A 26831-nucleotide genomic window follows, 5' to 3' on the forward strand; every position below is an offset into this window, starting at 1 on the left:
GGTCCCTTCAGACTACCCGTACAAAATTTCTACGCGCGTAGCCTTGGAGGAAACTACGTGAGCCCGATCACGATTGGGCATCGGTGGGGGACGCCCGAGAAAAGCTTCGGGAAAGATCCCGGATCGACCCCGGACAGCTATTGCGCGGCGGACACGCCAAGAGATTTAGTCGAGCTTCCCATTGCAATGCCGGGCACTGTACAAATGAAATGTCATTAGCCGATACTTTGCCCAATTACAGGCGAACAGTCGGCATCATCGCGACGTCTTGGCACGTCATCGCGGAGATGCCGCACGAAGGGACCGATATTCGTGGCGCAGCGTGTCGTGGTCACTCTCTTTGACGACATCGACGGCTCGGAAGCGGCGGAGACGATCGCCTTCGGTGTGGACGGCCGGATGTACGAGATCGACCTGAACGAAACCAATGCCCGGAAACTGCGCAAGGCCCTGGAGCCGTACGTGTCGGCCGGCCGCAAGCGGTCGAGGTCCGGCAAGGCGTACCGGCAGACGGAGGTCGCGCCGGACCCGGCGGCGGTCCGGGCCTGGGCCCAGGCCAACAAGATGGACGTGCCCGCGCGGGGCCGGATCCCGAAGAAGGTCTACGAGGCGTTCGCCGCGGCCCGGTGAGCCCGGCGGCGGCCGACGGCCGCTCAGTCGCCCCTCGCGGCAACCGACTTGCGCGGCACCCCGGGTGATCAGCTAAAGTCTGGAGCACGCCGAGGGGCGAGGCCGAAGGGCCGGGCCCACGGAACATGCGGGTGTAGTTCAGTAGTAGAACATCCCCCTTCCAGGGGGAAGGCGCAGTGTGCAATTCCTGTCACCCGCTCTGCATCGCCGTACCGATGACCCGATTGGATCAGGTAGGCTGGTGCTCGCACCGATCGGTGAAGGCCGGTCGGCGGCAATGCGGACGTAGCTCAGTTGGTAGAGCGCAACCTTGCCAAGGTTGAGGTCGCGAGTTCGAGCCTCGTCGTCCGCTCGGGAATCAGACCCCGGTCCTCCACGGACCGGGGTCTTTTCGTGCGCCCGGTGACGCCCGGCGACTCCACCCCTGACATTTGTCATGTCCGGTGATGACGGCCCGCACTGTTACGCGGCCCGGATGCCCGGAAGGCTTGAAGCATGCAAACCAACGGACACGAACACGTGATTGAGGTCACCGACCTGCGGCGGGTGTACGGGGGCGGGTTCGAGGCCGTGCGCGGTATCGACTTCTCCGTGCGCCGCGGCGAGGTCTTCGCGCTGCTGGGTACCAACGGCGCCGGGAAGACCTCGACGGTCGAACTGCTGGAAGGGCTCGCCGCCCCCGCCGGCGGCCGGGTACGCGTCCTCGGGCACGACCCCTACACCGAGCGTGCCGCCGTACGCCCCCGCACCGGGGTCATGCTCCAGGAGGGCGGCTTCCCCTCCGAGCTGACCGTCGCCGAGACGGCCCGCATGTGGGCGGGGTGCGTGAGCGGCGCCCGCCCGCCGGCCGAGGTCCTGGACCTGGTCGGCCTGGAGACGAAGACCGACACCCGCGTGAAGCAGCTCTCCGGGGGCCAGCGACGCCGGCTCGACCTGGCGCTCGCGCTGCTCGGCGACCCCGAGGTGCTCTTCCTCGACGAACCCAGCACCGGACTGGACGCCGAAGGCCGCCGGGACACCTGGGAGTTGGTGAGCGCCCTGCGCGACCAGGGCACGACCGTGCTGCTGACCACGCACTACCTCGAAGAGGCCGAGAACCTCGCCGACCGGCTCGCGATCATGCACGAGGGCCGGATCGCCGCCACCGGCACTCCGGCCGAGGTGACCGCCGCACAGCCGTCCCGGATCTCCTTCGAACTGCCCACGGGCTACTTCGTCGGCGACCTCCCCCCGCTCGACGGCATGGGGATCGAGGGCCACGAGGTCGAGGGCCGGATGGTGAGGCTGCGCACCCGCGAACTCCAGCGCGCGGCCACCAACCTGCTGGTGTGGGCCGGCCAGGCCGGAGTGGAGCTGCGCCGCCTGGACGTCCGCTCGGCCTCCCTGGAAGAGGCCTTCCTGAGCATCGCCAAAGAGGTGTCCGCGAGGACCGCCGACGGGGCGCCCGACGGAACCGCTCCCGAGACGACGAAGGAGTACGCGACATGAGCGCCACCAGCACCCGGGCCGCGGCACCCGCCGTGAACACCCCGGTCAGCACGCCGAGGACGCGCATGACCGCCCTCGCCCGCGCCGAACTCACCCTGCTCGGACGGAACAAGGGCACCCTGTTCGCCGCCCTGTTCGTGCCGCTGGTGCTGCCGTTCAGCGTGAAGTCGGCGGCCAAGGAGATGGACCTCGCCGGGGCCGGACTGACCACCGGCACGCTGGTCCTGCCCGCCGCCATCGGCTTCTCCCTGCTGTTCGCCGTCTACTCGGCCCTCGTCGGCGTCTTCGTCGTCCGCCGCGAGGAACTCGTCCTCAAGCGGCTGCGCACCGGCGAACTGCGCGACGGGGAGATCCTCGCCGGATCCGCGACCCCCGCCCTGCTCAGCGGGCTCGTGCAGTCCCTGCTGCTCGCCGTGGGCTGCGCCGTGCTGCTCGACCTGTCCGCGCCGTCCGCGGTCCACCTCTCCGTCCTCGGACTGCTGCTCGGTCTCGTGCTGTGCGCCGCGCTCGCCGGGGTCAGCGCGAGCTTCACCAGGACCGGGGAGAGCGCGCAGGTCACCCCGCTGCCCTTCATGTTCGTCTCGATGCTCGGCTCCGGCATGTTCGTGCCGCTGGAACTGCTCCCCGACCGCCTGGCCGCCGTCTGCGAACTGCTGCCGATGACGCCGGTGATCACCCTGGTGCGCGGCGGCTGGACCGGCGACCTGTCGGGCGGCGAGGCGCTGGGCGCCGTGGTGACGGCGGTGGCCTGGACCGTGGTCGCGGTGTTTGCTGTACGACGGTGGTTCCGCTGGGAGCCACGGCACTGACGTACGGGACGGGCGAGACGTACGGGATGAGCGGGAGCGGCGGGCGGATGCGCAGGCCAGGCGGATGGTGGCGGCGGAAGAACACGCCGGAGAAGGTGGAGACGTACACGCGGTGGTCGTTCCACTTCTTCGGGGTGTGCGAGATCGGCGGCATCGGCCTGGCGACCTACGGCCAGGTGGGGCCGGGACTCGCGACCGCGCTGTCCCTGATGGTCGTCGCGCACGCCGCGGTGTGCATGGCGACCGCTTCACGAGCCCTGGACTGGACCCTCGGCCGCCGGCCGTGGCCGGTACGGCGGCTGTGGACGCTCGGCGCGGTCACCGCCCTCCTCGCGATCGCCGCGATCGCTCTCGTGGAGCACGGGCCCCGGGGCGCGGAGGTCGACTCGGCGGCCCTCGGTGTCTTCGTGGGAGTGCAGGGCTTCGGCGTCGGCGTGCTGGCCCTCGGTGCGCACGACCGGCGGCGGCGCGTCATGGGGCTGGTCGTCGGCTTCTCGGTCGGCGCGGGGCTCGTGGCCTTCGCGCTGGGTCTGTCCTGGCTCAGCGCGCTGATCACGGCGTGCGCCCTGGTGGTGGGCGGGGCGTTCCTCGCCTTCACCGCGGTGTTCTCCGTCTGGCTGCTCAAGGCGGTCTACGCGCTCGACGAGGCCAAGGAGACCCGGGCCCGGCTCGCGGTGGCCGAGGAAAGGCTGCGGTTCGGCCGGGACCTGCACGACGTGATGGGGAGGAACCTGGCGGTGATCGCGCTCAAGAGCGAACTGGCCGTCCAGTTGTCCCGGCGCGGGCGGCCGGAGGCGGTGGAGCAGATGATCGAGGCGCAGCGCATCGCGCAGGAGTCGCAGCGCGAGGTCCGGGACGTCGTACGCGGCTACCGGGAGGTCGACCTCGAGGTCGAGCTGGCCGGTGCCCGGGGCGTGCTCTCGGCGGCGGGCATCGTGGCGGAGGTCACCGGTGATACGGCCGGGCTGCCCGCCGAGGTGCAGTCCGCGCTGGGCTGGGTGGTGCGGGAGGCGACCACCAACGTACTGCGGCACGGGGACGCCAAGAGGGTGGCCGTGGCCGTGCGGATGCCGGAAGGGCGGGTAGTGCTGACGGTGGAGAACGACGGGGTCCCGGACGGCACCGGTCCCTCGGCGGACGCGGACGCGGACGCGCCCGCCGGGACCGGCGGTTCCGGGCTGGCCGGGCTGCGGGAGCGGCTGTCCGTGGTGGACGGGACGCTGGAGGCGGGGACCGTGCGCAAGGGCGTGTTCCGGGTGACGGCCGAGGTGCCGCTGCCACCGCACACCCCGGCCGCGCGGGAGGTGGCGTCGTGACGGACCCCGTGCGCGTGCTGCTCGCCGACGACGAGCACCTCATCCGCGGCGCCCTGGCCGCCCTGCTCTCCCTGGAGGACGACCTCGTCGTGGTCGCCGAGGCTGCCACCGGTCCGGAGGCCCTGGCGATGGCGCGGGCCCACGCGCCGGACGTCGCCGTACTGGATCTGCAGATGCCCGGCGCCGACGGTGTGAAGGTCGCCACATCGCTGCGGGCCGAGCTGCCCGCCTGCAAGGTGCTGATCGTGACCAGCCACGGCCGGCCCGGCCACCTGAAACGGGCGCTCGCGGCGGGGGTGCGCGGGTTCGTGCCCAAGACGACCAGCGCCCAGCGGCTCGCCGAGCTGATCCGCACGGTGCACGCCGGAAACCGTTACGTCGACCCGGAGTTGGCCGCCGACGCGATCTCCGCCGGGGACTCGCCGCTGACCGCGCGCGAGACGGAAGTACTGGAACACGCCGCCGACGGAGCGCCCGTGTCGGAGATCGCGGAGCGCGCCGCGCTCGCCGAGGGGACCGTGCGGAACTACCTGTCGTCGGCGGCCGGCAAGCTCGGGGCGGAGAACCGGCACGCGGCGGTGCGCCTCGCACGGGAGCGGGGTTGGGTATAGTGGCTGACGCGCCACGGCGCAGTGCGAACGTAGCTCAGTTGGTAGAGCGCAACCTTGCCAAGGTTGAGGTCGCGAGTTCGAACCTCGTCGTTCGCTCCGTGTGAGAAGCCCCCGGCTCCGGCCGGGGGCTTCTTCGTGTCCGAGGGGCCGCGGCCGCTACGACCAGCTCAGGCCGGTCAGGAGTTCGTACGCCTCGACGTACTTGGCGCGGGTGGCGTCCACGACCTGCTGCGGCAGCGGCGGCGGGGGCTGCTCGCTCCTGCGGTCCCAGCCGGACTCCGCCGAGGTCAGCCAGTCCCGCACGAACTGCTTGTCGTACGACGGCTGCGCGCGGCCCGGCTGCCACTGGTCGGCCGGCCAGAACCGGGACGAGTCCGGGGTGAGGACCTCGTCGGCGAGGACCAGGTCGTCCCCGTCGAAGCCGAACTCGAACTTGGTGTCCGCAAGGACGATGCCGCGCTCGCGGGCGATGTCGCGGGCGCGGGAGTAGACGGCGAGGGTGGCCTGGCGCAGGGCGGCGGCGGTGTCCGCGCCGACCTGGCGGGCGACCTCCTCGTAGGAGACGTTCTCGTCGTGCTCGCCGACCTCGGCCTTGGTGGCCGGGGTGAAGATCGGGGCGGGCAGCTCCGAGCCGTCGACGAGGCCCTCGGGGAGGGCGAGGCCGCAGACGGTGCGGGTCTGGTCGTACTCCGCGAGCCCGGAGCCGGTGAGGTAGCCCCGGGCCACGCACTCCACGGGGACCATCCGCAGCGACTTGCAGACCAGGGCGCGGCCCTCCCAGTCGGCGGGGGCGCCGGGGGGCAGCTCGGTGCTCAGGACGTGGTTGGGGGCCAGGTCGGCGAGCTGGTCGAACCACCACAGGGAGAGCTGGGTGAGGACCTGGCCCTTGTCCGGGATCTCGGTCGGCAGCACCCAGTCGTAGGCGGAGATGCGGTCGCTGGCGACCATCACGAGGTCGCCCGCCTCGTTCCGGTACAGCTCGCGCACCTTGCCGGTGTGCAGGTGCACCAGACCCGGAACCTGGATCGGCTCGGGCTTTTCAACGAATCCGGACACGGTTCCTCCCCGTGGTTCTGTCCAAGTACGTCGATTGTCCCGTACGTCGCGGGGAGGGCGACGGGCGGGGCAGTACCCGTGTGTGCGGTCAGTCGCGTTTGCAGATGCGGTCCAGGAGGTTGGCGGTGGCGCGCTGGACGCGTGGGTCGACGTGGCCGGGGCGGTCCAGGGCCGGGGACCACGCGAACGTCCCGGACGCGAAGACCCAGGCGCCCGACGGGGCCCGGTACAGCGAGGTCTCCTGGTGGCGCCGGGCGCCGTGCGCGTCGGTGTACGGGGAGTGGGCGAGCAGGACCCGCTCGTCGTGCGCGGGGAGCGCGGTGCGCGGGAAGTAGCGGTCGGCCTCGCCCGCCACCAGGTCCTCGATCGGGTCGCCCTCGTGGGCGCCGGTGGCTTCCCAGAGCCAGTGGCCCGCGTTGCGGACGATCATCGGGTGCGGTTCGGGGACGCGGCCCGCGTACTGGATGCCGAGCAGTTGCTGCTCGGGGCGGTCGATCTCCCGCCACAGCGTCGGCCGGCCCGGGCCCCGGCGCTTGCGGCAGGTCAGCAGGCGGTCCGGGGCGCCGGACGGCGACGGGGCCAGCTCCACCTGCCAGTACATGGTGTTGGCGGAGAGGAAGACCAGGGACGTGCCCCGCTCGCGGGCGAGTTCCGTGGTGCGGCGCATGGCGGCGGACCAGTACTCGTCGTGGCCGGGGAAGACCAGGCCCCGGTAGCGGGCCGGGTCGATCCGGCCGGAGTGCAGGTCGCGGGCGTCGGCGTAGGCGAGGTCGTAGCCGTAGCGCTCGGCGAAGCGGATGAAGTCGTAGGCGTGGCCGACGTGCAGCGGCAGCCCCGCGCCCGCGTACGGCCGGTCGAAGGAGACGGTCGTGGCGGCGTCCGCCTCGCCGAGCAGCCGGCCCTCCTCATCCCAGGCGTGGTAGAGGCTGGCGCCGGTGCGGCCGTCCTCCGGGTACAGGTTGTACGCCTGCCAGGTGATGTCCGGCAGCAGGAGCAGCAGGTCGGCCGGGTGGCTGTCGCGGACCGTGAAGGGGACGTGGGAGCGGTGGCCGTCGGCGGTGGTGAGGACGGCGACGTAGGCGCCGATGCTCCAGTACGACGGGATCTGGAGCCGCCAGGAGAGCCACCAGTGGTGGCAGGAGACCGTGCGGTCGGCGGTGAGCGGCGGGGGCTGGACCATGCCGGACAGGCGGGGGCTGGTGGTGATCTTGGCGGCGCCGTCGCCGCCGTAGTGGCCGATCCGGTAGACGTCGACGCTGAACTGCTGCGGCGGGTCGACGGTGATGTGGAAGTCGACGGCCTCGCCGGGGGCGGCGGCGCCGGTGGCGGTGAAGCCCTTGATCTGGCGGCGGACGTCGTCGGCGGCGCGCGGGCCGCCGCGCTGGGCGGGAACGGTGTCCTGGTCCGCGTACCAGGCGACGACCTGGCCGGTGTCGCCGAAGTACGTCTCGCCGCCGCGCAGCCACGGGAGGGGCCCCTGTCCGAAGGGGTCCGTCACGGCGTGCGCGAGTGCTCCCGACTCCCAGCGGCGGATCTGCTCGGACCCCATGGGACCGCCCCCTCCCTCGTGCCCCCGTGGTCATGCGTACGACGAACGCCCTTGCCCTGCGCTCGATTCGGTCCCAGCACATCACATGTCGCACGCGTGCGGTCACTGTTCGTCGCGAAGCGGCCGTAAGTGGAATTGGGGGGTCCGATTCGGCGGGACGGTCCGTCCGGGCGCGTCACACCAGGCGCACCGGCTTCTCCGGGCGTATGCCCAGGTCGGTCATCCAGGCGCGCAGGGGGCCCGGGTCGCCGGACTCGACCAGGCTGAGCACGCTGGGGGCCAGGTCGGCGGCGCGGGCTCCGTCGAACAGGAGCGACGGCCCGTCCAGCCAGTCGAGGCCCGGGGCCGCGCCGGCGGTGTCCATCGCCGCGCAGCACACCATCGCGGTGATGTGCGCGGTGAGGATCTCGCGGCCGGTGCGCGGGGGTTGCAGGGGGAAGAGGGGGAGCGCGCGGTCGTCCCAGAGGGCGGCGTCGGGTCCGACGGCGGCCGAGGGGGTGGTGGCGGCTCCGGCGCCGGCTCCGGTGGGCTGTGCGGCGGCCTCCTCGCGGGCCAGCTGGGCACTGAGTCCGGCGGCGAGGGCGGCTCCGCGCGTGGTGGTGCCCGCCAGGTCGTCGTCGTCCTCGGGGTGGGCGGGGCCGGTGGCCGCCGGGTGCGGGTCGGTTTCCGGGCCGCCCTGGGCGGGCGCCGGGAAGGGTGCGTCCCCGTCCCCGGTGGGCCGGGGGGCGTCGGCGGGCGTCGCGGTGCCCGTCGTCAGGTGGTCCAGGACGCGGGCCAGGGTCGGGCCCTCGGTGCCCGGGGCGGCGCCCTCGGCGGCGCGGCGGACGCCCAGGGTGTCCAGGACGCGGTGGAGGCGGGCCGCGTCCGTGCGCCAGGTGCGGTCCACGACCTCCTCGGGATACTCGTCCCAGTCCACCGGCGACCAGTCCGGACCGGTCTCGGGCCCGCCGTGGAAGAGGCGCGCGGTGAGCAGCGAGACCGCCTCGTCCATCGCGCCGGGCTCCTCCAGCAGGTCGCAGGCGGGGCGCTCCCCCAGGCGCGAGGCGAAGCCCTCGGCCAGCCGGTCGCGGCGGGACAGCTCGGTGAGGGCGGCGACGACCCCCACGTCCAGCCGGGCGGGCCAGCGGCCCATCCGCCAGGCGGGCAGCGCCACCCGGGTCAGCAGCCGGTCCCAGCCCGCGTAGGCGAGCCCGACCTGCTCCTGGGCGACGATCCGCAGCCCGTAGTCCACAGCCTGTGCACGCTCGGCCGCCGCCGACGCGACGCCGCGCTCCATCTCGGCCGCGTGCACCCGGCAACTGCGCAGCAGCAGCCGGGACACCCGGCCCAGGCCCGCGCAGGCCGCCCGGGACAGCGGGTTGCGCCGGTCCGCCGAGGCCACGGCCACCGCGGCGTCCAGGCCGCGTATGAAACGGCGGGCGGCGGCTATGTCGGGGTGCGCCGAGGGTCCCGTGCCGGCGACGACCGGGGCGAGGACGGCGCGCAGCTCACCCACGCGCATCCACCACAGGAAGGGCGAGCCGATGACGAGCACGGGCGCGGAGGCGCCGCGGGGGCGGGCGGAGCCGCCCGGGACGGCCGGGACGTCGCGCTCCGCCGCCCGGGCGGGCGGTCCGTGGGCCGGGTGGGTGCGGTCCTCCAGCCAGCTGTCGCAGTCCGGCGTGAGCGCTATCGCGGAGGGGGCGGGCACGTCGAGCCGGTCGGCCAGGTCGCGCACCATCCGGTAGAGGTCCGGCGCCGACTCCTCGGCGATGGTGACGGTGGGGGTGACGGCGGGCCGGGAGCGGGCCACGACGAGGGCCACTCCGGCCGCGGCCGCCAGCACGAGCACCGCGAGGACGGACACGACCCAGCGGGCGGCGTCCCAGCCCGCGCCCACCAGGCGCCCGGTGGAGCCGCCCACGAGCAGGATCACGGCGAGGGCAGCGGGCAACAGGGCGACGGCCAGCGCGCGGCTGCGGACGCGCAGCACGGCCAACGCCCGGGAACGCGCGGCTCGCGCGCCCATCTCCTCACCACCGGTACCGGTCACGGCCGGACCTCACCCCCTCATCGACGTCCTGTCTGTCCTGGCTCGTCCACTGCTCGTCTGCTGGTGCCCACTCCCCCACTGTGGCACCCGCCACTGACATCGCAATGTCGGTGGGCCATGTGCCGGAACGCTTGCGCGGCACCATAGTTGGGGCCTTCGTGCCCGTCAGCCGTATGGACTATCGGTCACTCGATGGAATGGCTTTGGGGAAAGGTGGATGACGGATTGCAAGGATCAGGCCCCGGTTCCGGGGACGGAGCCGGGGCCTGTGGGGTTGCGGTGCGCGGGCGGGTCCCGCGGGGCCGGTCAGGCGCCCGCGGCGGCCTTCGCGGCGATGTCCGTACGGTGCTGCGAGCCGTCGAGGCCGATGCGGGCGACGGCCCGGTAGGCGCGGTCGCGGGCCTCGGTGAGGTCCGTGCCGGTGGCCGTGACGGACAGGACGCGGCCACCGGCACTGACGACGGCGTCGCCCTCGGCGCGGGTGCCGGCGTGCAGGACGTAGGCGTGCGGGGCGTCCTGGTCGGCCACCTCGGCGAGGCCGGTGATCGGGTCGCCGGTGCGCGGGGTGCCGGGGTAGTTGTGGGAGGCCACGACCACGGTGACGGCCGCGTCGTCGCTCCAGCGCAGCGGCTCCAGGTCGGCGAGGTTGCCGGTGGCGGCGGCCATCAGGAGACCGGCCAGCGGGGTCCGCAGGCGGGCCAGCACGACCTGGGTCTCGGGGTCGCCGAAGCGGGCGTTGAACTCGATCACGCGGACGCCGCGCGAGGTGATCGCCAGACCGGCGTAGAGGAGCCCGGAGAACGGGGTGCCGCGCCGGCGCATCTCGTCGACGGTCGGCTGGAGCACGCTCTCCACGACCTCGTCGACCAGCTTGGGGTCGGCCCACGGCAGCGGCGAGTAGGCGCCCATGCCGCCGGTGTTGGGGCCCTCGTCGCCGTCGAGGGCGCGCTTGAAGTCCTGGGCGGGCTGGAGCGGGCGGACGTTGTCGCCGTCGGTGACGGCGAAGAGGGAGACCTCGGGGCCGTCCAGGAACTCCTCGATGACGACGCGGTCACAGGCCGCGGCGTGCGCCCGGGCCGCCTCGATGTCATCGGTGACGACGACGCCCTTGCCGGCGGCCAGCCCGTCGTCCTTGACGACGTAGGGGGCGCCGAAGGCGTCGAGGGCCGCGTCGACCTCGGCCGGGGTGGTGCAGACGTACGAGCGGGCGGTGGGGACGCCGGCGCCTGCCATGACGTCCTTGGCGAAGGCCTTGGAGCCCTCCAGCCGGGCGGCCTCCCCGGAGGGGCCGAAGACCGGGATGCCGGCCGCGCGCACGGCGTCGGCGACCCCGGCGACCAGGGGCGCCTCCGGGCCGACCACGACCAGCTCGGCACCGAGGCGTCCGGCCAGCGCGGTGACGGCCGCGCCGTCGAGGGCGTCGACCTGGTGCAGTTCGGCGACCTCGGCGATACCGGCGTTGCCGGGTGCGCAGTGCAGCGCGGTCACGTCGGGGTCGAGGGACAGGGAACGGCACAGGGCGTGTTCGCGGGCGCCGCCGCCGATGACAAGGACCTTCACGGGGCCAGCCTAATGGGAAAGGACCGGGGCCCCTTGTGCGGGCTTCCGAAGGACGGGGCGGCGCGGCCTTGTGGCTTCCTCCAGGCCGAGCGCGGCGTGACGCACCCGCGCCCTCCGCTCCTACTCGTGCGCGATCTCCTCGACGACCGTCGCTCCCAGCTCCCGTACCAGCAGGTCCCTGCCGGAGAGCGCGGACTCGTCGAGGTCCGGGTCGTCCTCCTCGGGGATGTCGTCCTCGGGGGAGACCTGGCGCGGCTCGGGCGCCGGCGGGCGGGGAGCGGGTGTGGTGGACGGGGCCGAGGAGCGGCCGGAGTCCGGAGCGGGCGCGGCGGGCGACGGGGCGGCGGGCGCGGGCGCCGACGGCCGCGGGGCGGGCGCACCGGCCCCGAAGCCACCGCCACCACCACCGCCACCGCCGCCACTTCCGCCGCCGAATCCCCCGCCCCCGCCGCCGGAACCGCCCGAGGGCCCGGCGGGAGGCGGGGGTGCCGAACCGCCCGAGGGGTCGACGACCGCGTCGATCTTCCACTGCACGTTGAACTGCTCGGCCAGGGCCTGGCGCAGCACGTCCTCGCTGCCGCTGCTCACGAAGTTGTCGCGAGCACCGGCGTTGACGAAGCCGATCTGGAGGGAGGTGCCGTCGAAGCCGGTCACCTGGGCGTTCTGGCTGAGCAGGATCCAGGTGAACCGGCGGCGGTTCTTGACCGCCTCCAGGATGTTGGGCCAGAGCGATCGGGGGTCGACCCCTCCGCCCGGCGGTGGGGAGGCGGGCGCCGGCGTGGAGACGGCCGGTGCGGGCGCCGAAGCGGCGGGCGGAGGCGCGGCGGGGCCGGGAGCGGCCGATGTCCGGGCCTGTCCGCCGCCCGCCGGGGCCGCCGTGGGCCACCCTCCCGGCCGTCGCCCGCCACCGGCGGGGGCCGCGGTCGGCCAGGCACCCGGCGTGGAGGCGGGGCCGGGCTCGGCGGCGGGGGCGGGAGTGGGAGTGGGAGTAGAGGTCGGAGCCGGAGCCGAGGGTTCGGCGGCGGGAGCGGGTGCCGGTGCCGGTGCGGCATGAGGCTGCTGCCCACCACCGTGGGAGCCCTCGCCCTCCCCGGGACCGGCACCGGTCGTCGGAGCCGCCGCGCCACCCGGTGCCCGTACGGCCGCCCGGGCCGCCGCGGGCCCGCCGCCGGGCGCGACCGGAGCGGCGGCGCCCCCGCCACCGCTGTGCGCCTCGGGCCCCGGCACGTACCCCATGGCAGGAGCGCCCGCGCCCCCGGAGAACTGCACACCGCGCTCGATCCGGTCCAGGCGCGCCATCACCGACCGCTCGTCGCCGTACGCGGCGGGCAGCAGCACGCGCGCGCAGATCAGCTCCAGCTGGAGACGGGGCGACTGGGCGCCGCGCATCTCGGTGAGCCCCTCGTTGACGATGTCGGCGGCACGGCTCAGCTCGGCGGCGCCGAAGGACCGCGCCTGCGCCTGCATCCGCTCGATGACGTCGGCGGGGGCGTCGATGAGCCCCTTCTCCGCCGCGTCGGGCACGGCGGAGAGGATCACCAGGTCGCGCAGGCGCTCCAGCAGGTCGGTGACGAAGCGCCGCGGGTCGTTGCCGCCCTCGATGATCCGGTCCACGACCCCGAAGGCGGCCGAGCCGTCCCCTGTGACGAACGCCTCGACGACGGAGTCGAGCAGCGAGCCGTCCGTGTAGCCGAGCAGGGCGGTGGTCATGTCGTACGTCACACCGTCCGCGCCGGCGCCCGCGAGGAGCTGGTCCATGACGGACATCGAGTCACGGACGGACCCCGCGCCGGCCCGGACGACCAGCGGCAGCACCCCGTCCGCGACCGGGATCTGCTCCTTGCCGCAGACCTCGGCGAGGTAGTCGCGCAGGGTGCCGGGCGGCACGAGGCGGAAGGGGTAGTGGTGGGTGCGCGAGCGGATGGTCCCGATGACCTTCTCGGGCTCGGTCGTCGCGAAGATGAACTTGAGGTGCTCCGGGGGCTCCTCGACGACCTTCAGCAGGGCGTTGAAGCCCTGCGGGGAGACCATGTGGGCCTCGTCGATGATGTAGATCTTGTACCGGCTCCGGGCGGGCCCGAAGAAGGCCTTCTCGCGCAGGTCGCGGGCGTCGTCCACGCCTCCGTGCGAGGCGGCGTCGATCTCGATGACGTCGATGGACCCCGGCCCGTTCCTCGCGAGGTCCTGGCACGACTGGCACTCGCCGCAGGGGGTCGGGGTGGGGCCCTGCTCGCAGTTCAGACAGCGGGCCAGGATCCGGGCGCTGGTCGTCTTGCCGCATCCGCGCGGACCGCTGAACAGGTACGCGTGATTGACCCGGTTGTTCCGCAGCGCCTGCTGCAGCGGGTCGGTGACATGCCCCTGCCCGATGACCTCGGCGAAGGACTCCGGGCGGTAACGGCGGTAGAGCGCGAGAGACGACACGCATACGAGGTTATAGGCGTCCACTGACAACCGGACCGCCCGCGAACGCGAACGCCCCCCACGCACCCGCCAGAGCCAACCTACCCTTGCTGCCTTCCGGCCCTGGGGGAGTTCAGTCAGATAGCGCCGCGTGAGGGGCTGGGCCACACGTTACCCGATGCGGGGCGCTCAGAACGAGTTCGCAAGCACTCCTCCACGTCATGTAATGTTCTCGGCGGAGGATTCGCCTAGAGGCCTAGGGCGCACGCTTGGAAAGCGTGTTGGGGGCAACCCCTCACGAGTTCGAATCTCGTATCCTCCGCCAGTGCCTCACCGGGCACGAAGTCGAAGGGCCCCACCGTTCGCGGTGGGGCCCTTCGACTTTGTGGCCGGCCACTCGGGCCGGCCGCCCGTCATCGTTCGATCCGGATCCGCCGCTCCGCGCTCACCTGGTCGATCTCCGAGACGCGGACCGTCGTGCGCATGGTCCAGGTGCCGGGGAGGGGGAGGGCGAGGGTGTTGGCGCTCCAGTAGCCGCCCCGGTCGACGAGTCGCGCTTCGATGGGGCCGACGTCCTTGTCGGGGAGGGTGAAGGAGAGGCGGAGTTCGGGTACGGCGGCCAGGGCGCCGTCGGGGCCGAAGACCACGGCCTGTACGGCGTTGTCGCCGGTGCGGCCGGGGTCCAGGGTGATCTGGACCGTGCCGCGGCCGGAGCCGCCGACCTCGAAGGGGATCGTGGTGACGGACGCGGGCAGCACCCCGCCGGCCGGCACGGCCCGCGCCGCCTCGTCCGCCGCCCGGCCCGGCAGGGTGCTGGTGAGCACGGTCGTGACCACAAGGACGACGGCGGCGACGACCGCCTCGGCCAGGACGGAGCGGCGCAGTCCGCGGCGGAGGTCGTCCGCGGCGGTGGAGGGGTCGTCGGGGGCGGGCGGCGCAGGTTCGACGGGCGCCGGCGCCGGAGGGGGTGGGCCGCCGGCCGGGACCGGTTCCGGTGCCCGCTCGCGCTCCCGTTGCCGTACCGGCGTCCGGGCCGTCGCCAGTGCGGCCGTCCAGCGCCGGGACACGGCCGCCGCGGCCAGCAGTACGGTCACCAGGGCCACCTTGGCGAGCAGCAGCCTGCCGTACGTCGTCCCGGTGAGCGCCTGCCAGGAGCCGAGGCCGCGCCAGGACTGGTAGACGCCGGTGGCGACCAGGACGGTCACGGAGACCAGGGCGACGCGCGAGAAGCGCGCGACCGTGGCGGCGTCCGGCGCCGCGCGCAGGGTCACGAGCAGGGCGACGAGGCCGCCGAGCCAGACCGCCGTGGCCAGCAGGTGCAGCACGAAGGACGTCACCGCGAGCGGCACCTGGATGCCGGCGGAGGCGTGCTCGGCGGCGGCCCAGGTCAACGCGAGGGCGAGGGCGAGTACGGCGCCCGAGGCGGCGGTCGGCGGGCGGCGCTCCCGGTGGCGGTCCGCGCGGCCCACGCGCACCAGGAACAGCGCCACCGGCGCGAGCAGCACCAGCCTGGCCAGCAGCAGCCCGCCGGGGCGGGTCGTGAGGGTGTCGGCGAGGGCGCCCGCGTCCAGGGCGTCCGCCGGTCCCGTGCCCGCCTCGTACGGGGCGCGCAGCACCAGCAGGGCGAGCGTCGCGCCCAGCAGCGTCCACCAGCCGGCGACCAGCGGGCGGCGCAGTGCGGAGAAGTCCGGCGGGCGGCACAGGACGACGAAGGCCGCGATTCCGATGAGCAGGGCGGCGGCGAGGTAGGAGAGGTAGCGGGCGACCTTGTTGAGGGTGGCGGTCAGGGGGTCCTCGGAGGGGCCCGTGTCCACCGCCGCGGTCGTCGTGGAGGGCCGGCCGACCGAGAAGGTGAAGGCACCGGATATGGGGTGGCTGTCGGCCGACACCACCCGCCAGGCCACCGTGTAGGTGCCCTCCCCCAGCTCGGCGGGCAGACCGACGCGGGCGGTGTCGGAGCGGCCGTCGGCGTGACCGGCCTCCCGCGTGCGCACCCGGTGGCCGCCGGGGTCGAGGACGCGGAAGGAGTCGTCGCGCAGGCCGACGGACTCGCTGAAGGTCAGGGTGACGTGGCCGGGGGCCCGCTGGAGGACGGTTCCGTCGCCGGGGTCGGTGGAGCTGAGGGCGGCGTGGGCGGACGCGGGGCCCGCGCCGCCGAGGAGGAGCAGGACCAGCACGGCGCCCAGCAGCACCAGCCGCCGGACTCCTCCCCGGTCCGGCCGGCGGTCCCGGTGCTCCCCTCCCGCCCGCCGGTCCGGCCTGCCTCCCCGCCCTCGGGCTCCAGCGCGTGCACCGCCCACACACCTCACGTCGCATCTCCGTCGTCGGGACCCACTGCCTCGGGGATACGTACGGACCCGGAGGCCGCCCCGCTCACCCGCCCGCCCCGCGGATCCTCACCACGACGGGCGTGCCGTCACCCCGCCGTCCACCACGAGGTCGTGGCCGGTGATCCAGGACGCCAGCCGCGAGGCGAGGAACACGCACGCGTCGCCCACGTCCTCCGGGCGCCCCAGCCGTCCCGTGGGCGCCGCCAGCCGCCACCGCCGTACGCCCTCCGGCCACGCCTCGTCGAGCCCTTCGCGGTCGATGAGGCCGGGCGAGACGGAGTTGACCCTGACGCCCCACGGGCCGTACTCCAGGGCCGCCGAACGGGCGTGCATCACCACCGCCGCCTTGGAGGCGCTGTAGTGCGCGTGGGCGGGCGCGGGGGCGGACGCCTCGATGGAGGCGATGTGGGTGACCGAGCCGCCGCCGTCCTGGGCCCGCATGATCCCGGCCGCGGCCTGGGTGCAGGCGAAGACGCCGGTGAGGTTGGTGTCCACGACCGCACGCCACTCGGCGGCCGTCATGCCGGGCAGGTCCCGCAGCGGCTGCACACCCGCGTTGTTGACCAGCGCCGTCAGCCGTCCGCCGCCCCAGTCGGCGGCCTCCTCGACCAGGCGCCGGGCGGCGTCCTCGTCGGTGAGGTCGGCCCGCAGGACGGTGGCGCTCCCGCCGCGTTCCCGGACGCGGCCGGCCGTCTCCCGCGCCGCCGCGAGGGACGTACGGCAGTGCAGCGCGACCGCCGCGCCCTCCTCGGCGAACCGCAGCGCGATGCCGCGGCCGATGGAGCCGCCGGCGCCCGTGACGAGCGCCACCTGACCGTCGAGGAGCCGCGTGTGCGGGTTCATGGGCGGCACAGTTCCACGATCCGCGCGGCCCGGTCCGGATAGCGCGCCGTGAGGTCGGCCGCGTCGCCGTGCTCGTAGTCCCCGTAGGTGAATCCGGGCGCCATCGTGCACCCGAAGAGCGTCCACGCGCCGCCGGCCGCCACGCCGGCGCCCGTCCAGGTGCCGGCGGGGACCGTGAACTGCACGTGCTGGCCGCCCAGGACGTCCGGTCCCAGTACGGCCGTACGCGTGCCGCCGTCGGGGGAGAGGAGCAGCAGTTCCAGCGGATCGCCGAGGTAGAAGTGCCAGACCTCGTCGGTGGGCAGGCGGTGCAGTGCGGAGAAGTCGCCCGGGCGGGCGGTGAGCAGGGCGACGATGGCCGATCCCGCGGGGCGTCCGTCCGGGCCTTCGGGGCCTGCCCAGGTACGCCGGAACAGGCCGCCCTCGCGGGGGATCGGCTCCAGTCCGTAGTGCGCGATCAGGTCCTCTGCGGTGGGCGGCGAAGTCACGCCGGGAACGCTACCTCCCGACGGAGGAAGGCGAGTTGCGCCTTCTTCTCGGGCAGGTGGACGTCCGGCAGGCCGACCTCGGGCAGGACGACCGCGGGGCCGGCGGTGAAGCCCTGCCTCAGGAAGCGGGCGATCGCCTTCTCGTTGCCGATGTCCGGGTCGACCACGATCCGGGTCCGGTCCAGGCCCAGCAGTACGTACGCCATGAGGGCCCCGGCCAGTGCGGCGGTCCAGCCGGGCCGGGCGCCCTGCGCTCCGGCCGGGGCCAGCAGCAGGTGGACGCCGATGTCGCCGGGCTCGACGTCGTAGCACTCGCTCACCCGGTCGGCCCCGGGCTCGTAGGTCTGGAGCAGGGCGACCGGGTCGCCGTCCTTGACGACCAGGTGGGCGTGGTGGGTGTCGAGGGCGTCCATGTGCGCGTAGACGGCCTCGACCTGGTCCCGCGTCAGTTCCGTCATCCCCCAGAACGCCGCACGCTCCTCGCTCACCCAGCGGTGGATCACGTCGGCGTCCTCGGCGGCGTCGAGGGGGAGGACGCGGACGGTGCCGAAGCCGTCGAGGCGCTGCTCGTGGAGGGGGGTGCGGGTGGCGTACGAGGGTGTGCGGGGGTCAGGCATGTGATTCCTTCGTGAGCTGGCCGAAGTCCGTGATCACGGGGGCGAGGTCCCCGCCGAGCCACAGGCGTTGCTGGTCCTGGTGGTGCGGCGAACCGGGGGTGCCGGAGGCGCCGTGGGGTACCGTCCAGCGGCTGTTCCCCCGGTCGGCCAGGTCCCAGACGTAGCGGGCGGCGGGGCCGCGGGCGGCTCGGTCGGTGACGCCGGGCACGGGGGACGTGCACAGGACGCAGTCGTGGTCGCCGGAGAGCCGCGGGCCGGGTGCGGGGGTGGACGCGGTGTCCGGCAGCGCCCGCCAGGCGGCGAGGCGGTGGGTGTCGCCCCAGGTGCCGGCCGGGGGCCGCGCGGCGACCTCCTCCAGCGCGGCGCGGACGGCGGCGGCGCGGTCGATGCCGTACAGCTCCTCCGCGCGCAGCAGGTGCTCGAGGGCGTGTCCGACGCGCGGCACGAGCGCGAGCCACGGCTGGAGCACCTCGGGGTACGCGGGCGGCACGGACGCCGGGGCGAGGACCGGGTGCGCCGCCAGCCGCCGTACGACGGCCGTGCGCACGGCGGCGTAGCGGGCCGCGTCGGCGCTGTCGGCGTCCATGTGCCGGTCCCAGGCCAGGAGTCGGTCGCGGAGGGCGGCGGCCTCGGGGGGCAGGCCGTCCAGGGTGGCGAGGAGGTCGAGGAGGGCGGCGGCCGACCCGAGGTGGGTGTCCATGTGGATGGCCGGCATGTCCGCCGCCGACCAGCGCTCCTCCGTGGCGAGCAGGGCGGTGATGCGGTCGGCGCGGTGCGGCGGGGCGAACTCGATGCCGAGCGGGGTGGCGGGGCCGCGCTGGTTGGCCATCACGGCGACGCCGTCGGTGAGGCCGGCCCGGGGCGGGGTGTGCCAGCCGTCCCACTCGTGGCCGGGCTCCCAGGCGGGTACCGGGCGGAGGCGGTTGGCGTCCGGTCGTACCGGTACGCGTCCGGCCACCCGGTGCAGCAGCCCGCCCTCGGTGTCGGCGGCCTGCACCACGTTGACCGGCTCCGCCCACGCGTCCAGGGCCCGGTCCACGTCGGCGACGCTGCGCGCGCGGAGCAGGGGCAGCAGGGCGCCGAAGCCGAGGTCGGCGGTGACGCGGGGCGGGTAGCGGAGGCTGAGGGCGGCCGGGGTGCCGTCGTCGAGGCCCTCGGGGCCGCCGGCGATCACCGGGCCACGGTCGGTCTCGATGACCTCCACCTCTACGGTCTCCTCGGCCTTCTCCCCCGGCTCCCCCGGCTCCCCCGCGACCCGGATCAGTTCGGTGTGCCGGGCGGCGCGGTGCCAGGTGCCGTCGGGACCCAGGGCCTCGACTCCGGCGCCGGTGCGGCGCAGTCGCTCCTGGTACAGGTCCTGGTAGTCGGACATCGCGTTGGTGATGGCCCAGGCGACCGTTCCGGTGTGGCCGAAGTGGGCGATGCCGGGGACGCCGGGGACGGCGAGGCCGACGACGTCGAACTCCGGGCAGGACAGGTGGATCTGCTGGTAGACGCCGGGGTCCTCGATCCAGCGGTGCGGGTCGCCCGCGATGATCGCGTGCCCGGTCGTGGTCCGGTCGCCGCTGACCAGCCAGCCGTTGCTGCCGGCGGTGCCCGGGCCGTCGGTGGCGAAGAGGGCGACGGCCTCCGGGCCGAGACGGGTGGTGATGTGCTCGCGCCAGAGCTTGGCGGGGAAGCCGGCGAAGAGGATGTGCGTGGCGAGCCAGACCGCGAGCGGGGTCCAGGGTTCCCAGCGGCCGGGGGTGAGGCCGGTGCGGGTGAATTCGGGGGCGTGGGGGCGGGCCGTGTCGGCGGTGGTTCCCGGTTCGGCGAGGCCCTCGTTCACACCGTCGACGTACGACCGCACCCACGCGGCCGTCTCCGGGTCGTTCTTCTCCAGGGCCGCGTAGCAGCGGCGGGCGGTGTCGGCGAGGCGTGCCCGCCGGGCGAGGCGGTCCCACGAGAGGGCCTCGGGGCCGAGGAAGGACGCGGAGGTGCCCTGGGCGCGGTGCCGTTCGACCTCCAGCTGCCAGGCCCGGTCCCGGGCGGTCACGCGGCCCTGGGCGCGGGCGAGTTCGTCCGCGCTGTCCGCGCGCAGGTGGGGGATCCCCCAGGCGTCGCGGTATGTCTCGGCGCTCACCCCTGTGCCTCTACTTTCCTTTAGGTTAGGCTCACCTAAGTATTGCCGTGGTGGCCGAATAGTACGTGAAGGGTGAAGAAACGATGGGGCAGGGGCGGGGTTGGGAGGGCGCGGTCCTCAAGCTGATGCGCGCGAAGGACTTCGAGTTCACGGTGACGGACGCGGAGGACGTGACCCCGGAGTTCCGGCGGCTGCGGCTGACCGACGGCGGCATGCTGGCGGCGACCGGGGTGCACCCGACGATGTGGGTGCGGCTGTGGTTCGAGAACGCGGGCAAGCCGCACCAGCGGGGCTACACGCTGGTCGACCCGGACGCGGCGGCCGGCACCTTCAGCATGGAGTTCGCCCTGCACGAGGGGTGCGCGAGCGACTGGGCGCGGGCGGCGAAGCCGGGGGACACCATCGAGGCGACGGTCCAGGGAACCGGGTTCGACTTTCCGGAGCCCGCCCCCTCGCGTGTGTTCGCCGTCGCGGATCCGGCGTCGCTGCCCGCGCTGAACTCGCTGCTCGACGCGCTGGGGCCGGTGCCGGCGACGATCTGGTTCGAGGGGGACGCGGACGGGCTGCCCTTCCGTACGGACCCCGGGCGGCACGAGGTGCGGGCGGTGCCGCGCCGGGACGCGGGGGCGCATCTGGTGGCCCGGGTGAAGGAGGAGCTGCCGGAGCTGGTGCGGGGTGCCGGGGACGAGCCGTACGTCTGGATCGCGTGCGACACGGCGACCACGCGGGCGCTGGCCTCGTACGCCCGTAAGGAGCTGGGGCTGCCCAAGCAGCGGGTGAACGCGCTGGGGTACTGGCGCGCGTCCTGAGCCGGTACGCGCGATCATCGGGGCATGGACGTCACACTGCACCTCGCCCAGGACCCCGAGGCCGACGAACTCCTCGGCCGCAGTCCCCTCGCCGCGCTCGTCGGCATGCTGCTCGACCAGCAAGTGCCGATGGAGTGGGCGTTCAAGGGGCCGTCGACCATCGCGCGGCGCATGGGCGCGGAGGACCTGGACGCGCACGACATCGCGGCGTACGACCCCGAGGGGTTCGCGGCGCTGCTCTCCGACAAGCCGGCCGTGCACCGGTACCCGGGATCGATGGCGGGGCGCATCCAGCAGCTGTGCCGGTACCTCGTGGAGACGTACGACGGTGACGCCGAGGGGGTGTGGCGGGGGATCGAGACGGGGGCGGAGCTGCTGAAGCGGCTCCAGGAGCTGCCGGGGTTCGGCAAGCAGAAGGCGCAGATCTTCCTGGCACTGCTGGGCAAGCAGCTGGGCGTACGGCCCGAGGGGTGGCGGGAGGCGGCCGGTGCGTACGGGGAGGCGGACGCGTTTCGCTCCGTCGCGGACATCACGGGGCCTGAGTCGCTGACGAAGGTGCGGGCGCACAAGCAGGAGATGAAGGCGGCGGCCAAGGCGAAGGCCGCCGGCACGTAGGGGTGGGATGCCTGCGGCGGCCTGTGGCTGCTTCGGCGGGGGTGCGCGTTGCGCGGTGTGCTGCGTCCTGGGTCGGGGTCGCGCCGGGGGGTGTCCGTCCTCGGAACGGCGCGAATCGGTCGGCCACAGAAGCGACGCTCGTTGTCGCGCCAACCGCCGCGGGCGGACACCCCCCGACACGACCCCTTCTCGCTGTACGCGGCTCTCCGCCGGCACCGCGGGCAGACGTGCGCCGGGCAGGTAGCCGTGTCAGTCCCGTGGACCGTCTCAAGTGGCGGGAGTGGCGGGGGCGTTCCCAGCATGGAGCATGACCGAGCCACCGAGTGGGCCTCCCGGAGGGACGCCGTACGACGATCGCGGGGTGCACGCGCGGCACGGTGTGCGCGGCACCGGCGGCGGTCGGTCCGAGCCTGAGCCCGCGTTCGAGGGGCCCCTGCAACTGCTGTCCCGCGCCGCATGGCAGACCGTGCTGTTCACCGGCATCGCCTCACTGGTCCTCGGTGTGCTCGTCCTCGTGTGGCCCAGCGCCTCGCTGCGCGTCGCCGGCGTGCTCTTCGGGCTCTATCTCGTCGTCAGCGGCATCCTCCAGCTGGCCGCCGCCTTCGGCACGCACCGGACGACCTCACTGCGGGTGCTGGCGTTCATCAGCGGCGCCGTGTCGATCCTGCTGGGGCTGTTCTGCTTCCGCGGGCCCCTCCAGTCCGTGCTGCTGCTCGCGCTGTGGATCGGCATCGGCTGGCTGTTCCGCGGCGTCACCCAGATCGTGGCCGCCGTGCACGACCCGGCGATGCCCGCGCGCGGCTGGCACGTCTTCCTCGGTGTCGTCACCGTGGTGGCCGGCATCGTCCTGATCGACTCGCCGGTCGAGTCGGCCTCCGTCCTCATGCTGGTCGGCGGCTGGTGGCTGGTCGTCGTCGGCCTCGTCGAGACCGTCACCTCGCTGCGGCTGCGCGGACGCGCGCGTCAGGCCCCGCACGAGCTGTGAACGGCGCCCGTGCCTACGCCGAGCGGGCGGTTCTCATACCCGGCGCGATGGACCGCGTACGCCGGGCGGGGACACGAGTGACGTGAGCCCCGCACCGCACGCCGTCACCGCACGCGCCGGGCGCACCGCCTGGCTGCGGGTGCTCGTGCTGCTGCTCGCCCTGGTCGTGCCCTGCGCGCACGCCACGGCCGAGGCGGTGTCCACCGCGACGGTGGCCGCCGGGACGGTGGGGGAGTACGACCAGGTCGACAGCGCGCTGCGCGCTCCCGTGCGCGGTGAGCGGCGGGCCGGGCCGGAGCGGCCCGTGGTCCGGCGGGCGGCACGCCGTGCGCGCTGCGCACCCTCTGTTCCGACCGCGCCCGCGTCCCGCGCGCGCGGGACGCGCTCCGTGGTTCTGCGCTGCTGACGGGACTGGGCTCCAGCAGCACGGAATCCCGTACACGGAGACAGGAGCAGTCATGCCCAACGACCCCTACGCCGTCCTGCGCGCCCTCCTGCGTGCCGAGGCCGCCCGCAGTACCCCCAAGTCCGGCCACGCGCCGCAGGCTCCGGCCGAACGGCCGCTCCCCACGCGGGAAGGGAGCCGCGGCTGAGGCGACGGACCGGGCGGTGGAGGCGGGTTCGGGACCGCCTCCGTCGCCGGCGGCACGCCCGCCTTCCCGATTGATCCCCTTTACGGCGTCATTTCCAGCGCCGCACTAGAGGTTGTCCCGTAACCGGTGGTGCTGCTGGTGCGTTGGTCGGGCATGGGTGGGGTGATCTCAGCAGATGATCCGAAGTGGATCGAGCCGTTTGCGGGTCTGACCGAGGTGCAGTTTGCGAGGCTGGTGGCACTGGTACGGCGCCGAGGTGGCGACGTTCAGCGTGGCCGGCCATGGCGGCTGTCGCTCGAAGACCGGGTGTTGCTGGTGGCGACGTACTGGCGCACGAACCTCACGTTGCGGCAGGTGGCGCCGTTGTTCGGAGTCTCGAAGTCCGCTGCCGACCGCATCTTGGACCATCTCGCACCGCTGCTGGCCATCTCGCCCGCGCGGCGGCCGCGCAAGGACACCGTCTACATCGTCGACGGCACTCTGGTGCCCACCCGCGACCGCAGTGTCGCCGCGTCCAGCAAGAACTACCGGTACTCGACCAATCTGCAGGTCGTCATCGACGCCAACAGCCGCCTGGTCGTGGCCATCGGTCTCCCGCTGCCCGGCAGCCGCAACGACTGCCGGGCCTTCACCGAGTCCGGCATCGATCGGGCCTGCCGCGGCGCCCCGACCCTTGCCGACGGCGGCTACCAAGGCACCGGCCTCCTGATCCCGCACCGCAAACGACGAGGCCAGAGCCACCTCAGCCCCTCGCAGGAGGCAGAGAACGCCGTCCATCGCCGGGCACGAGCGCGCGTGGAACACGCCCTGTCGCGGTTGAAGAACTGGAAGATCCTGCGGGACTGCCGACTCAAGGGCGACGGAGTTCACCAGGCCATGCTCGGCATCGCCCGACTGCACAACCTGGCCCTCACTGGATAACTCACACTCCATACGGGACAACCTCTAGGGCGCCATGGCTGCGCCCGCAACGTCCGGGCCGGTAGGCTTTCCGTGTGATCTTCAAGCGCATCGGAAACGGCCGGCCGTACCCCGACCACGGCCGGGAAAGCACCCGGCAGTGGGCGGACGTCGCTCCGCGTCCGGTCCGCCTCGATCAGCTCGTGACGACCAAGGGCCAGCTCGATCTGGAAACCCTCCTCGCCGAGGACTCCACCTTCTACGGCGACCTCTTCGCGCACGTCGTGAAGTGGCAGGGCGATCTGTATCTGGAGGACGGTCTGCACCGCGCGGTGCGCGCCGCGCTCCAGCAGCGGCAGGTGCTGCACGCGCGGGTTCTCGAACTCGACTGACCCTTTCGGGTTGCCTTGCGGCGAACCACGGAACGTCTACTGATCATCTAATAGGCATCGCCGTCCCGGCGCACTACGCTGCGCCCATGAGCATGCTGACTCCTCCCGGCATGGGTGGCCAGTACAAGATCACGGGGGACAAGTACCCCCGGATGCGCCCGGCCCGGCGACGCGGCAGGCTCGCGTTCCTCGGCGTCGCGTGCGTCACCGTCCTCGGCGTGCTCGGCTGGGGCACGCTCCAGCTCGTGGACGTCTTCACCGGCGGCGACAAGGCCTCGGCGGCCGGTGCCGCGGGGTGTGTCACCGCGTCCGCGAGGACGAGCGCCGCGCCCGCCGCGGCCAAGCTCCCGAAGCCCGGTCAGGTCACCGTCAACGTCCTCAACGCGACGACCCGCGGCGGGCTCGCGCAGAAGACCGCCGACGAGCTGAAGAAGCGCGGCTTCCGCATCGGCGACGTGAGCAACGCGCCCAAGGAGTACGACAAGAAGGTCGACGGCACGGGCCTCCTGCTCGGCCCGGCCGCCTCCCTGAAGAGTTCGCTCACCGTGCTCGGCACCCAGTTGGCCGGTGCCGAACCGCGCGTCGAAGCGGCCCGCAAGGGCGCCGAGGTCGACCTGATCATCGGCAACGCCTTCAAGGGGCTGGCGAAGCCGGCGGCCGCCGACGCGGCGCTGACCCGGCTGAGCGCGCCGCAGCCGACCCCCACCGCGGAGAAGAAGAGCTGCTGAGCCGCCCTGAGGTCTGCTGAGCGGCCCTGGAGGGTGGCTGCTGAGCGGCCCTGGAGGGTGGCTGCTGAGCGGCCTTGCGGGTAGTACTCGGCCGCTCAGTACACGCGGGTGCTACTCGGCCGCTCCGTACATGCGGTCGCCCGCGTCGCCGAGGCCCGGGACGATGTAGCCCTGCTCGTTCAGACGCTCGTCCACCGAGGCCGTCACCACGGTCACCGGGGTGCCGGCCAGCTCGCGCTCCATCAGCTCGACACCCTCGGGGGCCGCGAGCAGCACCACGGCCGTCACGTCGTCGGCGCCGCGCTTGATCAGCTCCCGGATCGACGCGACCAGGGTGCCGCCGGTGGCCAGCATCGGGTCCAGGACGTACACCTGGCGACCGGACAGGTCCTCCGGCATGCGGGTCGCGTAGGTGGAGGCCTGGAGCGTCTCCTCGTTGCGGATCATGCCGAGGAAGCCCACCTCCGCGGTCGGCAGCAGCCGGACCATGCCGTCGAGCATGCCGAGGCCGGCCCGCAGGATCGGCACCACCAGCGGGCGCGGGTGGGAGAGCTTGACGCCCGTGGTCTGCGAGACCGGCGTGCGGATGTCGACCTGTTCGGTGCGCACGTCGCGCGTGGCCTCGTAGGCGAGCAGGGTGACCAGCTCGTCGGCGAGGCGGCGGAAGGTCGCGGAGTCGGTGCGCTGGTCGCGCAGCGTGGTGAGCTTGTGGGCGACCAGGGGGTGGTCGACGACGTGGAGACGCATGTCCCCCACAGTAACCGGGCCCCGTGGGGCCGTCGTCCCCGCGGCGGGCAAGCCACCGGACCTCCGCGCCACTCATTCACCGGAGTCAAACCGCCCGGGCGGGGGAAGGTGGGAGGGACGGAGACTGGGTGGTGAGACTGTGCCTGACCGGAACTTCCACGACATGCCGGCCCGCGGCGAGGAGCCTGGGGCACGACGCGGTACGGAGACGGAGCGGGATCGGGGGGCCGAGCGGCGACGGCGCCGGGCCCAGTTCCTACGGGACCTCGCGGAGGCCCGCGAGCTGCGGGACCGCGTGCAGCCGCGCCGCGTCAAGGTCGCCCGGCTGCGGCACGCGATGCGCATGCGCACCTTCCGCTGGTGACTTTCCGCCCCGGCCGGGGAAGATCGCGCGCCGCGCCGACGTCGGTCGGAACGGACGTACGCGGGGACCCGGAATAATCCGCGTACGATCCGCACGTGGCGGCGACAGGGCGGCTTCCCGGGTACGTACTTCCCGGGGCGCCGGGCGAAACCGCCGGACACAGGGCTCAGAAGACGTCCCCTCAGCGCCTTGTTTCTGCCACGATTCCGAGTGGGTGGGCTCGAAGCACCGTCCCCCGCCCACAGCCTCCGCCGGGGGGACCCCCAACCGGCACGCCTATGACCAGTGGGAGAGTCACGGTGTACTTCGCCGCACTGCTCGCGCGCACCGAAGACGGGTGGGAAGCGAGCGACACGGAGCTCGACGATGTGGAGACCCTGTCGGACCTGGCCGACCTGGCCCGGGAGGCCTCACCCGACGAGGACACGGTGCTCGTGCTGATCGAGCAGGAGGACGCGTGGTTCGGAGTCGTCCGGGTGGACGGCGAGGAGGACCCGCGCATCTACGTCTCGGACGCCGCCGCGGCCGCCCGCAGCAGCTACGGCGAGATCCTGCTCACCGACGAGCTGCTCGGCCGGGACCCCGGTGACGACGACCTCGACGCCCTCGACCTCGACGGCACCGAGGACGGCGAGTCCGACGACGACGAGGCCGGGGCCGAGGGCGGCGCCGACGGTGCCGCCGGCGCCGGCGAGGCCGTGCCGCACGGCCCGGTCGGTGACCCGGAGGTCCTCGACGACCTCGGCGTGAGCGAGAAGGAACTGCGCTCGATGTCCGGGGACGCGGTCGGAGAGATCGCCGAGGCGCTGGGCGCCTCCGACGTACTGGAGACCGTCCGCTGACC

General features: G+C 73.7%; 26 protein-coding genes, 4 tRNA genes and 1 other RNA gene. 19 read left to right on the plus strand and 12 right to left on the minus strand.

Annotated elements, in window-relative coordinates; translation table 11 throughout:
• Nucleotides 1-312: 312 nt before the first annotated feature.
• The 8 genes from OIE75_RS17830 to OIE75_RS17865 all read left to right on the plus strand — a co-directional run bounded on the left by OIE75_RS17830 (nt 313) and on the right by OIE75_RS17865 (nt 4950).
• Complete coding sequence (locus OIE75_RS17830; protein WP_064728688.1) at nt 313-630, plus strand: histone-like nucleoid-structuring protein Lsr2; 318 nt, start codon at nt 313-315, stop codon at nt 628-630.
• A 127-nt stretch (nt 631-757) separates the two neighbouring features.
• A tRNA-Gly gene (locus OIE75_RS17835) sits at nt 758-829 on the plus strand.
• A gap of 80 nt (nt 830-909) precedes the next feature.
• Nucleotides 910-982 (plus strand) — tRNA-Gly (locus OIE75_RS17840).
• Nucleotides 983-1125: 143 nt separating this feature from the next.
• A complete protein-coding gene (locus tag OIE75_RS17845) occupies nt 1126-2118 on the plus strand; it encodes an ABC transporter ATP-binding protein (protein WP_307013568.1) in 993 nt (330 codons plus the stop codon).
• Nucleotides 2115-2927, plus strand: coding sequence for an ABC transporter permease (locus OIE75_RS17850; protein WP_307013570.1), 813 nt, complete (start codon nt 2115-2117; stop codon nt 2925-2927). The genes OIE75_RS17845 and OIE75_RS17850 overlap by 4 nt, the downstream gene beginning before the upstream one ends.
• A 47-nt stretch (nt 2928-2974) precedes the next feature.
• A complete protein-coding gene (locus OIE75_RS17855) occupies nt 2975-4243 on the plus strand; it encodes a sensor histidine kinase (protein WP_329474010.1) in 1269 nt (422 codons plus the stop codon).
• On the plus strand, nt 4240-4854 hold the full coding sequence (locus OIE75_RS17860) for a response regulator transcription factor (protein ID WP_163015893.1): 615 nt from the start codon (nt 4240-4242) through the stop codon (nt 4852-4854). Before OIE75_RS17855 ends, OIE75_RS17860 begins: the two co-directional genes overlap by 4 nt.
• 23 nt (nt 4855-4877) lie before the next feature.
• Nucleotides 4878-4950 (plus strand) — tRNA-Gly (locus OIE75_RS17865).
• Nucleotides 4951-5010: 60 nt separating this feature from the next.
• Here the strand turns inward: OIE75_RS17865 and OIE75_RS17870 are convergent.
• The 6 genes from OIE75_RS17870 to ffs form a co-directional block, all read right to left on the minus strand.
• Nucleotides 5011-5910: a phosphoribosylaminoimidazolesuccinocarboxamide synthase gene (locus tag OIE75_RS17870; protein WP_329471454.1), complete on the minus strand. Its 900-nt coding sequence runs from the start codon at nt 5908-5910 to the stop codon at nt 5011-5013.
• 88 nt (nt 5911-5998) lie between these two features.
• The gene (locus OIE75_RS17875; RefSeq protein ID WP_329471455.1) at nt 5999-7459 is read right to left on the minus strand and encodes a N,N-dimethylformamidase beta subunit family domain-containing protein; all 1461 of its coding nucleotides are present in this window, start codon (nt 7457-7459) and stop codon (nt 5999-6001) included.
• Between the two features lie 175 nt (nt 7460-7634).
• A complete protein-coding gene (locus OIE75_RS17880; protein ID WP_329471456.1) occupies nt 7635-9491 on the minus strand; it encodes a hypothetical protein in 1857 nt (618 codons plus the stop codon).
• Nucleotides 9492-9797: 306 nt separating this feature from the next.
• Nucleotides 9798-11051: a phosphoribosylamine--glycine ligase gene (purD, locus tag OIE75_RS17885; RefSeq protein ID WP_329471457.1), complete on the minus strand. Its 1254-nt coding sequence runs from the start codon at nt 11049-11051 to the stop codon at nt 9798-9800.
• A 120-nt stretch (nt 11052-11171) separates the two neighbouring features.
• On the minus strand, nt 11172-13475 hold the full coding sequence (locus OIE75_RS17890; RefSeq protein WP_329471458.1) for a DNA polymerase III subunit gamma and tau: 2304 nt from the start codon (nt 13473-13475) through the stop codon (nt 11172-11174).
• 47 nt (nt 13476-13522) lie between these two features.
• Nucleotides 13523-13617: signal recognition particle sRNA small type (ffs, locus tag OIE75_RS17895), an RNA gene on the minus strand.
• Between the two features lie 74 nt (nt 13618-13691).
• Between ffs and OIE75_RS17900 the strand changes: the two genes are divergently transcribed.
• Nucleotides 13692-13779, plus strand: a tRNA-Ser gene (locus tag OIE75_RS17900).
• Nucleotides 13780-13867: 88 nt separating this feature from the next.
• Here the strand turns inward: OIE75_RS17900 and OIE75_RS17905 are convergent.
• The 5 genes from OIE75_RS17905 to OIE75_RS17925 form a co-directional block, all read right to left on the minus strand.
• Nucleotides 13868-15646, minus strand: a complete 1779-nt coding sequence (locus tag OIE75_RS17905) for a copper resistance CopC/CopD family protein (protein WP_329471459.1) — start codon at nt 15644-15646, stop codon at nt 13868-13870.
• Nucleotides 15647-15850: 204 nt separating this feature from the next.
• Nucleotides 15851-16627, minus strand: a complete 777-nt coding sequence (locus OIE75_RS17910; protein ID WP_329471460.1) for an SDR family NAD(P)-dependent oxidoreductase — start codon at nt 16625-16627, stop codon at nt 15851-15853.
• Nucleotides 16624-17115 carry a cupin domain-containing protein gene (locus OIE75_RS17915; protein ID WP_307013610.1) on the minus strand — a complete coding sequence of 164 codons (492 nt, stop codon included), beginning with the start codon at nt 17113-17115 and terminating at the stop codon, nt 16624-16626. Before OIE75_RS17915 ends, OIE75_RS17910 begins: the two co-directional genes overlap by 4 nt.
• Nucleotides 17112-17732 carry a GNAT family N-acetyltransferase gene (locus OIE75_RS17920; protein ID WP_329471461.1) on the minus strand — a complete coding sequence of 207 codons (621 nt, stop codon included), beginning with the start codon at nt 17730-17732 and terminating at the stop codon, nt 17112-17114. The genes OIE75_RS17915 and OIE75_RS17920 overlap by 4 nt, the downstream gene beginning before the upstream one ends.
• Entirely contained in the window at nt 17725-19854 is a 2130-nt protein-coding gene (locus OIE75_RS17925; protein ID WP_329471462.1) for a penicillin acylase family protein, read from the minus strand. Before OIE75_RS17925 ends, OIE75_RS17920 begins: the two co-directional genes overlap by 8 nt.
• 83 nt (nt 19855-19937) lie before the next feature.
• On the opposite strand from OIE75_RS17925, the gene OIE75_RS17930 reads away from it, so the two are divergent.
• The 8 genes from OIE75_RS17930 to OIE75_RS17965 all read left to right on the plus strand — a co-directional run bounded on the left by OIE75_RS17930 (nt 19938) and on the right by OIE75_RS17965 (nt 24876).
• Nucleotides 19938-20663 (plus strand): siderophore-interacting protein, encoded by a 726-nt coding sequence (locus OIE75_RS17930; RefSeq protein ID WP_307013615.1) that lies wholly within the window; start codon nt 19938-19940, stop codon nt 20661-20663.
• A 24-nt stretch (nt 20664-20687) separates the two neighbouring features.
• Nucleotides 20688-21278, plus strand: coding sequence for an HhH-GPD-type base excision DNA repair protein (locus OIE75_RS17935; protein ID WP_329471463.1), 591 nt, complete (start codon nt 20688-20690; stop codon nt 21276-21278).
• Nucleotides 21279-21585: 307 nt separating this feature from the next.
• Complete coding sequence (locus OIE75_RS17940) at nt 21586-22263, plus strand: HdeD family acid-resistance protein (RefSeq protein ID WP_329471464.1); 678 nt, start codon at nt 21586-21588, stop codon at nt 22261-22263.
• Between the two features lie 82 nt (nt 22264-22345).
• Entirely contained in the window at nt 22346-22669 is a 324-nt protein-coding gene (locus tag OIE75_RS17945) for a hypothetical protein (RefSeq protein WP_307013621.1), read from the plus strand.
• A gap of 52 nt (nt 22670-22721) precedes the next feature.
• Complete coding sequence (locus OIE75_RS17950; protein WP_260474341.1) at nt 22722-22856, plus strand: hypothetical protein; 135 nt, start codon at nt 22722-22724, stop codon at nt 22854-22856.
• A gap of 153 nt (nt 22857-23009) precedes the next feature.
• On the plus strand, nt 23010-23777 hold the full coding sequence (locus OIE75_RS17955) for an IS5-like element IS1373 family transposase (protein WP_329474011.1): 768 nt from the start codon (nt 23010-23012) through the stop codon (nt 23775-23777).
• Nucleotides 23778-23851: 74 nt separating this feature from the next.
• Nucleotides 23852-24148, plus strand: coding sequence for a type II toxin-antitoxin system VapB family antitoxin (locus OIE75_RS17960; RefSeq protein ID WP_003999914.1), 297 nt, complete (start codon nt 23852-23854; stop codon nt 24146-24148).
• Between the two features lie 110 nt (nt 24149-24258).
• Nucleotides 24259-24876, plus strand: a complete 618-nt coding sequence (locus tag OIE75_RS17965) for a LytR C-terminal domain-containing protein (RefSeq protein ID WP_329474012.1) — start codon at nt 24259-24261, stop codon at nt 24874-24876.
• 111 nt (nt 24877-24987) lie between these two features.
• Here OIE75_RS17965 and upp read toward each other — a convergent pair whose 3' ends face one another.
• Nucleotides 24988-25623, minus strand: a complete 636-nt coding sequence (upp, locus tag OIE75_RS17970; protein ID WP_031036926.1) for a uracil phosphoribosyltransferase — start codon at nt 25621-25623, stop codon at nt 24988-24990.
• 139 nt (nt 25624-25762) lie between these two features.
• On the opposite strand from upp, the gene OIE75_RS17975 reads away from it, so the two are divergent.
• Together OIE75_RS17975 and OIE75_RS17980 are read left to right on the plus strand one after the other, a co-directional pair.
• Nucleotides 25763-25987: a DUF4461 domain-containing protein gene (locus tag OIE75_RS17975; RefSeq protein WP_161329154.1), complete on the plus strand. Its 225-nt coding sequence runs from the start codon at nt 25763-25765 to the stop codon at nt 25985-25987.
• Nucleotides 25988-26286: 299 nt separating this feature from the next.
• Nucleotides 26287-26829, plus strand: coding sequence for a tRNA adenosine deaminase-associated protein (locus OIE75_RS17980; protein WP_307018007.1), 543 nt, complete (start codon nt 26287-26289; stop codon nt 26827-26829).
• The last annotated feature ends 2 nt before the right edge of the window (nt 26830-26831 follow it).

Source organism: Streptomyces sp. NBC_01723, from assembly GCF_036246005.1.
Classification (GTDB): Bacteria; Actinomycetota; Actinomycetes; order Streptomycetales; family Streptomycetaceae; genus Streptomyces.